The organism is Devosia sp. LC5 (assembly GCF_000735585.1).
In the GTDB taxonomy this organism is placed as follows: domain Bacteria; phylum Pseudomonadota; class Alphaproteobacteria; order Rhizobiales; family Devosiaceae; genus Devosia.
This window is the reverse complement of the sequence record NZ_JNNO01000001.1, coordinates 80,683-94,796: the sequence shown is the minus strand read 5'-3', so window position 1 is coordinate 94,796 and position 14,114 is coordinate 80,683. Positions and strand designations below refer to the sequence as shown.

General features: G+C 62.0%; 10 protein-coding genes. 3 read left to right on the top strand and 7 right to left on the bottom strand.

Annotated elements, in window-relative coordinates:
- Nucleotides 1–6: 6 nt before the first annotated feature.
- Nucleotides 7–1,965: a beta-galactosidase gene (locus FF80_RS00465; protein WP_035096710.1), complete on the top strand. Its 1,959-nt coding sequence runs from the start codon at nt 7–9 to the stop codon at nt 1,963–1,965.
- On the opposite strand, the gene FF80_RS00460 is transcribed toward FF80_RS00465, so the two are convergent.
- On the bottom strand, nt 1,934–3,892 hold the full coding sequence (locus FF80_RS00460) for a ComEC/Rec2 family competence protein (RefSeq protein ID WP_035096707.1): 1,959 nt from the start codon (nt 3,890–3,892) through the stop codon (nt 1,934–1,936). The genes FF80_RS00465 and FF80_RS00460 overlap by 32 nt on opposite strands.
- 268 nt (nt 3,893–4,160) lie before the next feature.
- Here FF80_RS00460 and gltX point away from each other — a divergent pair, with 268 nt between their 5' ends.
- Both gltX and gltA read left to right on the top strand, forming a co-directional pair.
- Nucleotides 4,161–5,579, top strand: coding sequence for a glutamate--tRNA ligase (gene gltX, locus FF80_RS00455; protein ID WP_035096705.1), 1,419 nt, complete (start codon nt 4,161–4,163; stop codon nt 5,577–5,579).
- A 148-nt stretch (nt 5,580–5,727) separates the two neighbouring features.
- Nucleotides 5,728–7,017, top strand: a complete 1,290-nt coding sequence (gltA, locus tag FF80_RS00450) for a citrate synthase (RefSeq protein ID WP_035096704.1) — start codon at nt 5,728–5,730, stop codon at nt 7,015–7,017.
- Between the two features lie 75 nt (nt 7,018–7,092).
- On the opposite strand, the gene FF80_RS00445 is transcribed toward gltA, so the two are convergent.
- The 6 genes from FF80_RS00445 to rseP form a co-directional block, all read right to left on the bottom strand.
- The gene (locus FF80_RS00445; protein ID WP_035096702.1) at nt 7,093–8,232 is read right to left on the bottom strand and encodes a hypothetical protein; all 1,140 of its coding nucleotides are present in this window, start codon (nt 8,230–8,232) and stop codon (nt 7,093–7,095) included.
- Between the two features lie 20 nt (nt 8,233–8,252).
- Entirely contained in the window at nt 8,253–9,062 is an 810-nt protein-coding gene (gene lpxA / locus FF80_RS00440) for an acyl-ACP--UDP-N-acetylglucosamine O-acyltransferase (RefSeq protein ID WP_035096701.1), read from the bottom strand.
- Nucleotides 9,059–9,535 carry a 3-hydroxyacyl-ACP dehydratase FabZ gene (gene fabZ, locus FF80_RS00435; RefSeq protein ID WP_035096700.1) on the bottom strand — a complete coding sequence of 159 codons (477 nt, stop codon included), beginning with the start codon at nt 9,533–9,535 and terminating at the stop codon, nt 9,059–9,061. Before fabZ ends, lpxA begins: the two co-directional genes overlap by 4 nt.
- Nucleotides 9,532–10,557, bottom strand: coding sequence for a UDP-3-O-(3-hydroxymyristoyl)glucosamine N-acyltransferase (gene lpxD, locus FF80_RS00430; RefSeq protein ID WP_035096698.1), 1,026 nt, complete (start codon nt 10,555–10,557; stop codon nt 9,532–9,534). The genes fabZ and lpxD overlap by 4 nt, the downstream gene beginning before the upstream one ends.
- A 72-nt stretch (nt 10,558–10,629) precedes the next feature.
- Nucleotides 10,630–12,756 carry an outer membrane protein assembly factor BamA gene (bamA, locus tag FF80_RS00425; protein WP_160172771.1) on the bottom strand — a complete coding sequence of 709 codons (2,127 nt, stop codon included), beginning with the start codon at nt 12,754–12,756 and terminating at the stop codon, nt 10,630–10,632.
- Between the two features lie 184 nt (nt 12,757–12,940).
- Nucleotides 12,941–14,077, bottom strand: coding sequence for an RIP metalloprotease RseP (rseP, locus tag FF80_RS00420; protein WP_035096697.1), 1,137 nt, complete (start codon nt 14,075–14,077; stop codon nt 12,941–12,943).
- Between the last annotated feature and the right edge of the window lie 37 nt (nt 14,078–14,114).

The window sequence follows — 14,114 nt, the reverse complement described above, 5'->3', positions numbered from 1 at the left end:
CAGAAAATGACCCCTGCCCTAGGCGTTTGCTATTACCCTGAACACTGGCCCGAAGACTGGTGGGACCGCGACGCCGCCCGCATGGCCGAGGTCGGCATCAAATTCGTCCGCATCGGCGAATTCGCCTGGTCGAGGCTCGAGCCGGCCTCGGGCGATCTGCGCTTTGATTGGATCATCCGGGCCATGGACGTGCTCGGACGCCACGGCCTCAAGGTTGTCTTCGGCACGCCCACCGCCACGCCCCCGCGCTGGATGGTCGATAAGCATCCCGACATGCTCGCCGTCGATGCCAATGGCCGCAAAAAGGGTTTCGGCTCACGCCGCCATTACGATTTCTCGCATCTCGGCTACCGCGAGGAAGCCGCCCGCATCACCCAGCTTCTCGCCGATGCCGTCGGCAATCACCCGGCGCTTGGCGGCTGGCAGACCGACAACGAATATGGCTGCCATGGCACGACCTATTCCTATTCGCCCGCCGCCCTCGCCGGTTTCCGCATCTGGCTCGAGGCCCGCTACGGCGCGATCGAGGCGTTGAACGAAGCCTGGGGCAATGTCTTCTGGTCCATGGAATATAATCGCTTCGACCAGATCGAACTCCCCAACCTGTTGGTCGCCGAAGCCGCGCCCGCCCACGATCTCGATTTCCGCCGCTACGCCTCTGACCAGGTCGCTGCCTTCAACAAGGTGCAGTACGATATCCTCAAGGCCAAGCGCCCCGACTTGCCGGTCATCCACAATTTCATGGGCCGCTACACCGAATTCGACCATTACGACGTGGCCGAAACGCTCGACGTCGCCAGCTGGGATGCCTATCCGCTCGGCCACCTTGCCCAGAGCGACGAGCCGGAGGACGTCAAGCGCCATTACATGCGCCAGGGCGAACCCGATTATCAGGCTTTCCACCACGATCTCTATCGTGCCGTCGGCCATGGCCGCATGTGGATCATGGAACAGCAGCCCGGTCCGGTGAACTGGGCCAATTTCAATCCCGATCCGCTCCCCGGCATGGCCCGCCTCTGGGCCTGGGAAGCCTTTGCACATGGCGCTGAAGTTGTCTCCTATTTCCGCTGGAGGCAGGCCCCGTTTGCGCAGGAGCAGATGCATGCCGGCCTGTTGCGGCCCGATAGCGAACCGGCGCCCGCCTATCATGAAGCCAGCCAGGTCGCCCAGGAACTACGCCAGACCGGCATTGCCGGAACGGCCGCCAAAGGCCGCGTCGCCATCGTTTTCGACTATCAGAGCGAATGGGCCTGGCAGATCCAGCCCCAGGCCAAGGGCTTTTCCCACGGCGCCCATGTCCGCGCCGTTTATGCCGCCTTCCGCAAGCATGGCGTCGATATCGATATCCTGCCGCCCAGCACCAAGAGCTTTGCCGGCTATGACATCGTCGCCATTCCCGCGCTCTTTGCCTGGAATGACGCCCTGCGCGAAGCCATTGCCGACTTCGACGGTCACCTGCTGCTTGGACCGCGCTCCGGCTCCAAGACACAGAACTTCGCCATCCCACCCGCTCTGGCGCCCGACCTGCCGAGCAATCTGCTCGACGCCAAGGTGCTGCGCATCGACAGCCTCGATCCGACCCTTGATGTGGAAGTGCGCGGCGGCGGCGGTGCTGTGCGACATTGGCGCGAACGCATCGAGACGCGCGCGGAAGTGGAAATCGAGGATGCCGATGGCTGGCCGGTACTGATCGCCCAGGGCAAGCTGCATTATCTGGCGGCCAGCGGTACCAAGGCGCTTACCCAACGCATCATCGACTATCTGATTGACGAAGCCGATCTGCCCACGCTGCTGCTGCCTGCCGGCGTTCGCTCCCGCGTCCGCGACGGCTTCCGCATCTATGTGAACTACGGCTCCGGCGCCGCTACCCTAAATCCAGCTGCTGACGAATCCGGCTACGTGCTTGGCGTTGCTGAAATGCCGGCCGCAGGTGTCACCGTGGCGCGACTCGCCAAGGTCTCGTGATATTGGGAACGGCGGTGCGGATATCGAACCGCCCCGCCGTTTCATCCCAGCGCAGCCAATGCACTCCGCCCGTCCGCAGCGACGCCGCATCGATATATTGCGCCGCGGTACAGGTCGCCGGCACCCTGATGCGGCTGATCACCAGATCATGCAGCGAGCAATCCTCGGCAAAAGCTGCAGCACTCTTGATCACGGCGATTGAGAATTCCGGCATTGTCGCCACGCAAGCAATGCTGTCGCACCGTGCTTCCGGCAGTTCCTGCGCGATCTCTTCCCGATAGTGCTGGCTCCAGACGTCCACGGCAAAGCTGCCTGCGCGGCCGGTCACCAGTCCCACGCCCTCCGCACCGCGTAACGCAATGGCCTGCGTCGTGTCTGCCACCAGAATATCGGGACGCTGATCGAGGCCCAGCAGCAAGATCAGCGGCAGCGCGACCACCGGCCCCAGCATCCGCCACCAATTGCCGACAAAGGCAAACCAGGCCAGCGCGGCAATTCCAATCAGGAGGGCGACAGGCGTAAGCAGGGGGTTACCGGTCAGCCCCTCGCTCCATCCGGCTACCAGCACGCCCCCATCGACCATGCGGTCAATTCCCCACCCCATGACGGATACCGCCGCGCCCTCGATGCCGAAGGGCATCAGCAAGACCGAGATCACGGCAAATGGCATGATGACAAGGCTCACCACCGGCAGCACCAGCACATTGCCGACCACCCCCAGCGGCGCCGTCTGCTGGAAGTGGTAGGCCGAGAATAGCAGCGTCGCCAGGCCGGCAATGAAGCTGGTCATCGCCGTCACCCAGACCGTGCTGCCCATGCGCAGCAGCCAGCCGCTCTGCCCCTTTACCGGCCGGCGGGGTAGCTCGAAATATCCGATCAGTCCGACCACGGCGGCGAAAGACAGCTGAAAACTGGGCCGGAACACGCTGGCCGGATCGATCAGGATGATCGCCAGCGCCGCAAACGCCACATTGCGCATGGTCAGCGCCCGCCGCCCGGCCAGCACCGCGCCAAAGATCAGCGCCAGCATGATGGTCGAGCGCAGAGCCGGCACATTGGCCGGTCCGCCCGCCAGCATCAGATAACCCGCCGCCGCCACCAAGCCGCCAATGGCAGCCAGTTTCTTGACCGGCAGCCGCGTGCCTAAAGCCGGCACCGAGGCTAGCCCCAACCGCAACAGCCAGAACACCCCGCCCGCCACGATCGACAGATGCAGCCCCGAAATCGAATAGATATGCGCCAGCCCCGACTCAGCCAGGATATCCCGGGTTTGGTCGCTCAGCGCACTCTGATCGCCCATCACCATGGCCCGGCCTATCGCTGCGGTGTCGCCGTCGAGTACCGCATCGATCCGCCCCCCGATGCTGAAGCGCAGGCTCTCGATCATCCGGTTCACATCAAACCCGCTGGCCCGCGTTACCAGCGCAAAATCACCGATTACTGAGCCATAGGCGCCGATGCCGGAAAAATACGAGTGGAACTGCCCATCATAGCCGCCCGGCAAAACCGGCCCCGGCACGGGCGCTAGCCGGAACCGGCCCGATATGATGTCGCCGAGTTCCAGTGCAGGCGCGGCGGGCACAAGCAACCGCGCTTTGGCGATTGCCACCGGCTGCGTCGTCCCCATCGGCACCAGCCCGGACACGACAATCCGGCGCTCCTCCGCATTGGCCGAGATGATCTCATCGACCCGCGCCTCAAACTCACCATAGGCCGGAAATGCCAGCATCTGGGTGCCGAACAATGCGCTGTGAATCGGCAGCAGGCAGAGCCCGGCCCAGAACGCGCCGAGCAATGCGACCACGGGCAAGGCCCGGAACCGCCAGGCCATGGCCAGTGCGGCGACAAGAACCAAAGCGACGCCAATCAGAGCCTGCGGCAGCGGTTCAAACGGCAGTTGCGCATAAGCCGCTAGTCCGAAAACCATGGCGAAGGGCAGCAGTACAAATAGCCGCCGCGTTACGACGGCAGTAGATAGCCCATGGTGAAGAGAGGCAAAAACGCCGCTTCTGTCTTTAGTTAGCGGCCATACCTGTCGTTTTGCTGGAACTGGATTCGGCCGTATGCGAGCCCGCTCCGGCGCGGTTCTCGGCTCAAGTGTTTCTGCCCCCAGCACCCGCCTAGCCCCCGCCCTTGCGCTCGTGCCCCTCTATGGTACACACGGCTCGCAAATTCGTCCAAACTTTCCGGTCGCCATGTCTCAGGTTGTCACCCGCTTCGCTCCTTCGCCCACCGGCTATCTACATATTGGCGGTGCCCGCACGGCGCTGTTCAATTGGGCCTATGCCCGCAAGACCGGCGGCAAGATGCTCCTGCGCATCGAAGACACCGACCGCGAACGTTCCACCGAAGCCGCCGTCGTGGCGTTGATCGATGGCCTGACCTGGCTTGGGCTCACCTGGGAAGGCGAGCCAATCAGCCAGTTTGGCCGGGCTGCCCGCCACGCCGAAGTGGCGCATGAGCTGGTGAAAATGGGCCATGCTTATTATTGCTATTGCTCGCCCGCCGAGCTCGACCAGATGCGCGAAGAAGCGCGCGCTGCCGGCAAGCCGCCGCGCTACAATGGCTATTGGCGCGACCGCGATCCCAAGGAGGCGCCGTCCGGCGTCGAACCCGTCATCCGCATCAAGGCCCCGCTCACCGGCGAGATCGCCGTCGACGATCACGTCCAGGGCAAGGTCGTGTTCAAGACCGAGAACCTGGACGATTTCATCATCCTGCGCTCCGACGGCACGCCGACCTATATGCACGCCGTGGTGGTGGACGATCACGATATGGGCGTCACTCACATCATCCGTGGCGACGACCACCTAACCAATGCCGCCCGCCAGATCGTCATCTACAATGCCATGGGCTGGACAGTGCCGGAGATGTCGCACATCCCACTGATCCATGGTCCTGATGGCGCCAAGCTCTCCAAGCGCCACGGCGCTTTAGGCGTCGAGGCCTATCGCCAGATGGGCTATCTGCCCGAAGCGCTGCGTAATTATCTCGCCCGGCTGGGCTGGAGCCACGACGACGACGAGATTTTCTCCACCGAGCAGATGGTGGAATGGTTCAGCCTCGAGGGCCTGAACAAGGGCGCGGCCCGTTTCGACTTCGTCAAGCTCGAGAGCATTAACGGCCACTATATTCGCGAGGCCAAGCCGGATTACCTCTACGACATCATGATCGCGACCGCCGAGGAAGTTGGCCGACTGGCCGATCTCGAAGGCCTCGTCGCCAACAGGGCAACGGCGCTGGCCGCCCTGCCCGAGCTGCAGCCCCGCGCCAAGACCATTCTCGAGCTGATCGATCTTGCCCAGTTCATCTATGCGTCACGTCCGCTTGCTATCGACGCAGCAGCATCGGCTCTGTTGACCCCCGATGCCCGTGGCGTTCTGGCCGATATGGAGGAAACCCTGCGCGGCCTCAACGAGTGGAGCGTTCCGGCCATTGACGCGGCCATGCGTGCGCTGGCGGAAACCAAGGGCCTCAAGCTGGGCAAGCTCGCCCAGCCGCTGCGCGCCGCCCTCACCGGCCGTACCGTGTCGCCGGGCATTTTCGAGGTCATGGTGTTGATCGGGCGCGAGGAAAGCATGGCCCGCCTGGCCGACCAGACCGCCGCTCACTAGAGCGCGAGGAGGGTAAGCGCTGCTTACCTATCGATTGCATCGCGGGGGCGAAAACTGATACCTCTCCCGCATGCTGCTACGCAGATTTGCCGGCCCAGCCCAACCGAAATTCCTTCCCTTCGGGCGCGCGGCCAACGAGGAGAGCTGAATGACCGATAAAGTCGCCAAACTCGTCATCGGGGACCAGACCTACGAATTTCCGGTACTGGCCGGATCTGTCGGGCCTGAAGTGATCGACATCCGATCTTTGTACGCCAAGACCGGGCTGTTCACCTACGATCCCGGCTTCACTTCGACCGCGGCTTGTGACAGCGCGATCACCTATATCGATGGCGACAAGGGCGAATTGCTCTATCGCGGCTATCCGATCGACCAGCTTGCCGCCGAGAGCAATTACCTCGAAGTCTGCTACCTGCTGCTCTATGGGGAGCTGCCCAGCAAGGCCCAGATGGCCGAATTTGACGAGCTGGTGACCCGCCACACCATGGTGCATGAACAGATGCACTATTTCTTCCGTGGCTTCCGCCGTGACGCTCACCCGATGGCTGTCATGACCGGCGTGGTCGGCGCCATGGCCGCTTTCTACCACGACTCCACCGACATCAACGATCCGCGTCAGCGCGAGATCGCCTCGATCCGCATGATCGCCAAGATGCCTACGATCGCTGCCATGGCCTACAAATATTCGGTTGGTCAGCCCTTCGTCTATCCGCGCAACGATCTCGATTACGCGGCCAATTTCCTGCATATGTGCTTTGCCGTGCCGGCCGAGGAATACAAGGTCGATCCCCGCATTGCCCGCGCCATGGACCTGATCTTCACGCTCCATGCCGATCACGAGCAGAACGCCTCGACCTCGACGGTGCGCCTCTCCGGCTCGTCCGACGCCAACCCCTTCGCCTGTATCGCGGCCGGCGTTGCCTGCCTGTGGGGCCCGGCGCATGGTGGCGCCAATGAAGCCGCACTCAACATGCTGCGCGAAATCGGCACCGTCGATCGGATCCCCGAATTCATCGCCCGCGCCAAGGACAAGAACGACCCGTTCCGCCTGATGGGTTTTGGCCACCGCGTGTATAAGAACTTCGATCCGCGCGCTACGGTGATGCAGGCCACGGCCAAGGAAGTGCTCGACATTCTGGGCGTGCACAATAACCCGACGCTGCAGGTTGCCCAGGAACTCGAAAAAATCGCGCTTGAGGACCCCTACTTCATCGACCGCAAGCTCTACCCGAACGTCGATTTCTATTCGGGCGTGATCCTGGATGCCATCGGCTTCCCCACCTCGATGTTCACCGTGCTGTTCGCCGTCGCGCGCACTGTCGGCTGGATTTCGCAGTGGAAGGAAATGATCGGCGACCCGCAGAAGAAAATCGGCCGCCCACGCCAGCTCTATAACGGCTCGCCAGCGCGCGAGTTCGAGCCCATCGCGACGCGCTGAGGCATCAGCTCCCTACAAGCCGGCGGCCCCATCCTTGGTCAAGGATGGGGCCGTTTTCATCAGTGGAGTTGAGTGCTAAACCCGCCACCAGGCAAGGACCCGATCTGCCGGGTCCTGTCGCGGGGATTCGGGCTCGCCATGCTCCATCAGGTCAGACAGTTCGCCAAACGCGGCAATCTGGGCCTGGCGGGCGGCCTTGTCGTCGAGCAGTTTGCGTACCGCCCCGCGCAACACCGTGGCATCCGGTTGCGACAAAACCAGTTCTGGCGCCGCCGCTCGCTTGAGCACGATATTGGGCAGGCCGACCATGGGCCTGCCGATTTTCTCGTAGACCCGGGCCTGGTGCCCATCCATGACGTAGCTGATGACCATCGGCACGCCCGCCAGCGCCAATTCCAGCGTTGCCGTGCCGGACACGGCCAATGCTAGCACCGCCTGCTGGTACAGCGCCGCTCGCTCGGAGCGCTCGGCAATCACCGTGACCGGCACCGGCCAATCCGCGACCTCTCGGCGCAAGCGTTCCGCCAGGACCGGCAGGGTCGGTATAACGAAGCGGGTCACCGCCGGATGATCTGCCACCTTCGCGGCAACCTGTCGGAATAGCGGCAAATGCCGTCGCAATTCGCCATCCCGGCTACCTGGCAACAAGATCAGTGGGCCCGATTCCACGGCGTCGCGCTGCTGCAGCCGCTCGCGCAAGGCCGGATGGCCGACATAGGCCGTTGGTGGTCCACCCAGCCGGGCCATTACCTCTGGCTCGAAGGGCAACACGGCCAGCACTTCATTGAATAGCGGCGTGAGCTTGGCCGCCCGCCCGGGCGAGCGTGCCCAAACCGAGGGCGCTACATAAAGCAGGATCGGCCCACTATGCCCCATGGCGCGCAACCGCCGCGCCAGCAGGGCGGAGAAATCCTGAGCGTCGAATAGCACGACGATGTCGGGCTGGCTCGACCGGATCATTCGCGCTGTCTGCTCGATCCGCCACAATAGCAGCGGCAGGCGCAGCAGCACATCGGTGACGCCCATGACCGACAGGTTGCTCATCGGAAACAGCGAGCGCAGCCCCTGCCCGATCAGCTCATCGCCGCCGACGCCACGAAGCTCCAGCGCCACTCGCTCGCGCAGGCGGCGGACCAGGTCGGCGGCAATCCTGTCGCCGGACGGTTCGCCGGCCAGCACGAACAGCTTGAGCGGCCTGGCCATGGGCAATGTCATGCGGCGCTCCGCTGCTGGCGCTAATCGAGCGTGGGGCCGTTGCGCGGCAACAGGATCGGGCGATCCGACGCTGCGGCGATGAACGCCACGACGTCCTGTACCAAGGCATTGCCCTTGAACAGTTCGGCCGCATCCTCAACGCGCTCGCGCAATGTGCCTTCGCTGGCGAAAATCATGCGATAGGCCGCTCGCAGCTTGTGGATCGCTTCACGATCGAACTTGCGCCGCTTGAGCCCGACGAGATTGAGCCCGGTCAGCACGGCGCGATTGCCCACCGCCATGCCATAGGGGATCACGTCGCCATCGACCATGGAATGGGCGCCGATAAAGGCGTGCGCGCCAACGCGGGTGAACTGGTGCACGACACAATTGCCGCCGAAGATGACATTGTCACCGACCTGGCAATGCCCGGCAATGCCGACGTAATTGGCCATGATGACATTGTTGCCGATGATGGCATCATGCGCGACATGGGCACTGGCCATGATCAGGCAATCATTGCCGATCTTGGTCAGCATGCCGCCCCCGTCAGTGCCTGGATTAAGGGTTGCCGATTCCCGGATGACGCAACGCTCCCCGATCACCAGGCGAGAATTCTCGCCGTGATACTTGCGGTCCTGCGGCTCAAGTCCGACCGAGGCAAACGGAAATATCCGCGTCCCCGCACCGACCTCGGTATTGCCGTCGATGACGACGTGGGACACCAGTTCCACATCGTCGTGCAGAATGACCTTGTCCCCCACAATGCAATAGGGGCCGATCTTGACGCCTTTGCCGATGCGCGCGTGCTGCCCGACGATTGCCGTCGGGTGAATTGCGGCATCGCTCACGATGTCGCCTCGATGATCATGGCTGTGATCTCCGCCTCCGCGATAACGGTGCCTTCGACGATGGCCTTGGCTTGGTAGCGCCCGACATTACGCCGCCGCTGGATCTTGGCGATATGGAATTCGATGACGTCGCCGGGACCGGCCGGCTTGCGGAATTTGGCCTTGTCGACGCCCAGCATCAGGACGATGTTTTTCTTGCCGCCACCGGAATCGTGCTTGATCACAATCGCGCCGGCCGTCTGCGCCATGCCCTCGATAATCAGCACACCGGGAAAAATCGGATTCTCGGGAAAATGACCCTGAAAGATGGGCTCATTGAAGGTCACGTTCTTGATGCCCACGGCTGTCTCATCGCCATCGATCTTGACAATCTTGTCGATCATCAGGAACGGGTAGCGGTGAGGCAGGCTCCTGAGGATTTCGGCGATATCCATCGCCGCCAGTTCAGTACCCTCTATCGCGCTGTCGGTCATCCCCGCTTGTCCCCTTTTGTCAGTTTGCGCATTGTGGCGATCTCGCGCCAGAAATCTCTTATATCCTGCGCCGGAGCTCCGGCAAGTTTGGACCCTGCGGGCCAATCCTTGGTGACGGCTGCCCGGCCATGGATTACCGAGCCTGACCCAATCGTCAGATGGCCGGAGGTACCTGCGCCGCCGGCCATCAGGACGCCATCGCCGATAATGGTAGATCCGGCTAGGCCGCTCATCGCCGCAATGATGCAATTGCGGCCAATCCTGCAGTTATGACCGATCTGGACCAGATTATCGATCTTGGTGCCTTCACCGACCATGGTGTCGCCCAGCGCGCCCCGATCAATGGTGGAATTGGCGCCCACTTCGACGCGATCCTGAACCAGGACGCGGCCCAGCTGCGGCAGCTTGCGGTTGCTGATGCCGAAGTCCAGCCAGCCAAACCCTTCGGTGCCGATGCGCACACCGGACTGGATGACGACGTCATTGCCGATATGGGCGCAATCGATGGTGCAATTGGCCGCGATGATGCAATTGCGCCCGATGGTCACCCCAGCGCCGATAACTGTGTTGGCACCGATGATCGTGCCGCGGCCGATTTCGACACCGGCGCCAATCACCACGTTGGTGCCCAGCGTCACATCGCGCTCAAAGACCGGTGCGCCAAGATCGTCCCGGCCGGCCGCAATGATGGAGCGGGTGTTGGATGGGTAGAGCTGATCGAGAATATCGGCGAACAGGTGATGCGGCTTATCGGTGACAACCGCCACGCTGCCAGCTGGAACGGCATCGCGCAGTGCCGGCAATACGATGACAGCGCCCGCCGACGTTTTGCGGAGGGCCTCGGTGTAGCTGGCGTGGGCGGCCAGCGCGAGATCGCCGGGAGCAGCAAGATCCAGCTCGGCAACACCCGATATTGTCGGGTCGGCCTGCTGGGAGGGCAGCAATTCACTGCGGCCCAGCGCAGTCAGGATCGCGCCAAGCGTGGCCGTTCCGGCGAAACGATGAAATCGGGTATCGACCATGATATCACTTAAAACAATTGAGCCGCGGCGCTACCGCCCCGCGGCTCAATAACTGAGTCACTGCACTTTAGCCTACAGCAGAGTCTGCAGGGTCAGCTGGAACAACTGGGTGCGGTCGTCGGTCGACTTGTTCAGCACGTGGGCGAAGTCGCCACGCAGCGGGCCGAACGGCGAGTCCCAGATCAGCGAGGCGCCGATCGAAGTCCGCCATGGCGAGTCAATGCTGTCAGGATCAACCGCATTGCCATTCGTGTTCGGCAGAGTGCCGTCATCGATCCAGGCAGCGTCAGCCCAGATTGCACCCGACAGGCCATAGGTCTCCGGCAGAACCGGGATCGGGAACTGGATTTCCGCAGAGAGGCCAGCATACATGGTCGCGCCCAGATATTGGTCACCCACGATACGCGGACCCAGGCCACGGCTTTCAAAGCCACGGATCAACTGCGAACCCGGCAAGAAGGCTTCCACGACATTGACGCCATCGCCGCTGAAGTCATTGATCACGCCGGCCTGGCCCCTGACGCTGGCAACGATGCCGCTATCGTCAAGCAGAGGAATGAAATAGCGGGCACGAGCTTCGCTCTTGAGCAGGTTATGGTCCCAGCCGATATATTGCTGGGTAAAGGTCGCATAGAGACCGGTCGTCGGCTTCTTGGTGTCGTCAAGGCTATTCCAGGTCAGCGTGTAGCCAACGAATGCCTTGTAGAACTCATCGCCATCATTGAGCAGCAGCGACGTATAGGTGCCATCGGTGTCGGTAATGAGCTTGCGCTCGGCACCAGCGAATACCGTAGCCGACAGGTCGCCCATGATCGGCATGCTGGCACGCAACTGACCACCAGTTGCCTGGACACCATAATAGTTGCGCGACGACTCATCGGTGATGCGGTGATAGGCATCGACGCCTGCCGCAACCTTGAGGCCCATGAAGCGGGGCTCGGTGAACGAGAAGTCGAAGGTACGACCCGATTCCGACGCACCGATTGCGGCACGCAGATATTGGCCACGGCCCAGGAAGTTGCGTTCGGTCAGCGAGATTTCGCCCAGAATGCCTTCCGAGGTCGAGTAACCGGCCGTCGCGCCATATTCGCCCGTCGACTGTTCGGTCACGGCAATGTTCAGCACGACCTTGTCGGCGGCAGAGCCAGGCGCGGTCGACAGCTGCACGGCGGAGAAGAAGCCGAGCGCTTCGATGTTCTTGCGGCCACGGATCACCATGGAACGGTTGAAGGGGTCGCCTTCACCGAATTCCAGTTCGCGACGGATCACGAAGTCGCGGGTCTTGGTATTGCCGGTGATGTTGATGCGCTCGACATAGATGCGGGCACCCTCGTCCACCAGATAGGTGACGTTGAAGCGGCTATTGGTGACATCGCGGTCAAGACGGGCACGGACGTCAGCAAAGGCATAGCCCTGCGACGTGGCCTCATAGGACATGTCCTCGATGGTCTTCTGCAGGTCGCTCACCGAGTAGCCACCACCCTCACGGGTATCGACCGAACCGGTCAGTGCATTGGTGTTGAGGCCATCAATGCTGGTCTCGATACCGACATTGCCAAAGGTGTACTTCTGGCCTTCATTGATGGTGAAGTTGATGAAGTAGGCATTGCGCGAGGCATCGAACTCGCCGACCGAAGTCACCTGCGTGTCAGGATAGCCGCGATTGGCGTAATAGAGGCGGATGCGCTCGCGGTCGACAGCGAGCTTTTGCTCGTCATAGCTGTCATCCTTGAAAAGCCAGCTCAGGAAGCCGGTTTCCTTGGTGAGCATAGCGCCCTTGAGATTACCGGAATTGAACGCATTGTTCCCGGTGAAATTAATTGCCGCGATGCCGGCGCGATCGCCTTCGTTGACCACGAAGGTCACGCGAACACGGCCATCCGGAATAACTTCGGTGCGAGCCGTGACAGACACGCCGCGGAAGCCATCGCGATCATAGGCCTGGCGGATGCTTTCAGTATCGGCTGCGAGGCGCTGCTGGGAGAAGATGCCCGACGTGGACATGTCCACCATGGTGAGCAGCTGCTTGTCGGAGAAACGACGGTTTCCCTCGAACAAGACCGAACCAACAAGCTGTTGTTGCTGGGCGTGAGCAGAGACAACGCCAAGAAGCGGAACACCGGAACCTGCCAGGGGGGCAGCGCCCAGGATTGCCAGCGCCAAGAAAGCGCCGCGCATCAGCTTGGTGGGGTGGATCATATTTTTATTGCCTTCTGCGACCAGGCCCAAGGGCTCGCCATGCACAGCGCTCCCCCAAGCAAACTCCATTGCACCGTTTTACCGTCTTTTTAACCAACGGCAAGGCGGAAGCCCCGACGCGGTTAGCAAATGATTGGTGCCCTTGTATTCCTGCAACACCTTGCGAACCAAGGTTAACCAGAGGCTAACCCAGAGTTCTCAGATAGGCAAACAGGGTGTCGTTAAAGAGCGTGAACACCATGAGAGCCAAGACCAGGGCAAACCCGAAACGGAACCCTATTTCCTGAACTTTCATGCTGAGCGGACGCCCTCGCACGGCTTCGACGAGATAGTACAATAAGTGCCCGCCGTCGAGCATAGGTACGGGTAAAAGGTTGAAGATTCCGATATTAAGCGACAACAAGGCTGTCAGATTGACCAGCGCGATGATGCCCAGCGTCGCCACTTCCCCGGAAACCTTGGCGACCTTGACCGGTCCGCCCAATTGTTCGACATCGCCCCGTCCTACGAAAAAATCGCCTAGGAAGGCGCCGGTGCGCTGCACGATGAAGCGGATTTCCTCCACCGTCATGCCAATCGCCTCGATTGGACCGGGGCGATAGAGGCTTACATCGGCCTGATCGACGTTCCGACTCACCCCGATGCGGCCAATCCGCTGGTTATTGCCGAACCGATCCTGCACCTCGACGGCCTCGGGTGTGAGCTCGATGGTCTGGTCCGTGCCGCCACGCTCGATGACGATGCTGACCGGCCGCTGTGGCGCCGTGGCGATGAAGCGCTGGAAATCGTCGAAGCCGCGCACGACATAGCCATCGACGGACACCACGGTATCCCCGGCCTCGAGGCCAGCCGCCTCGGCAACGGAGGCCGCCACTACCTCCCCGATCACCGGGGGGATGGTGTAGCGGCCATAGCCGAGCAGCAGGGCATAGAGGATGACAAAGGTGAGGATGACGTTGGCGATGGGGCCCGCAGCGACCACTGCGATGCGCTGCCAGACATTCTTGTTGGCGAAAAGCTGCGGCGCGAGTGCGGGATCAAAGTTGGCCAGCGCCTCGGCATCCGGCACGCTGGCCGCGTTCATGTCCCCAACGAACCGTACATAACCGCCGAGCGGAATTGCAGAAATCCGCCAGCGCGTGCCGTACTTGTCGTCCCAGCCGATCAATTCCCGGCCGAACCCGATGGAAAAGGTCTGGATCGCCACGCCATTCCAGCGCGCCACCAGATAATGCCCCATCTCGTGCACGAACACGATGACAGTGAGTACCGCCAGGAACGGAATGACGTAGGAAAGCAACCAGAAGGCGAAGTCGAACATATCGTTCCTTATCGATCCGGCCAAAACAGCGGCCGGG

What these genes read in the sequence shown, in the direction of transcription:
- FF80_RS00465 (WP_035096710.1), top strand. Translation starts at nt 7, where the DNA reads ATGACCCCTGCCCTAGGCGTTTGCTATTACCCTGAACACTGGCCCGAA.
- FF80_RS00460 (WP_035096707.1), bottom strand. Translation starts at nt 3,892, where the DNA reads ATGGTTTTCGGACTAGCGGCTTATGCGCAACTGCCGTTTGAACCGCTG.
- gltX (WP_035096705.1), top strand. Translation starts at nt 4,161, where the DNA reads ATGTCTCAGGTTGTCACCCGCTTCGCTCCTTCGCCCACCGGCTATCTA.
- gltA (WP_035096704.1), top strand. Translation starts at nt 5,728, where the DNA reads ATGACCGATAAAGTCGCCAAACTCGTCATCGGGGACCAGACCTACGAA.
- FF80_RS00445 (WP_035096702.1), bottom strand. Translation starts at nt 8,232, where the DNA reads ATGACATTGCCCATGGCCAGGCCGCTCAAGCTGTTCGTGCTGGCCGGC.
- fabZ (WP_035096700.1), bottom strand. Translation starts at nt 9,535, where the DNA reads ATGACCGACAGCGCGATAGAGGGTACTGAACTGGCGGCGATGGATATC.
- lpxD (WP_035096698.1), bottom strand. Translation starts at nt 10,557, where the DNA reads ATGGTCGATACCCGATTTCATCGTTTCGCCGGAACGGCCACGCTTGGC.
- bamA (WP_160172771.1), bottom strand. Translation starts at nt 12,756, where the DNA reads ATGATCCACCCCACCAAGCTGATGCGCGGCGCTTTCTTGGCGCTGGCA.
- rseP (WP_035096697.1), bottom strand. Translation starts at nt 14,077, where the DNA reads ATGTTCGACTTCGCCTTCTGGTTGCTTTCCTACGTCATTCCGTTCCTG.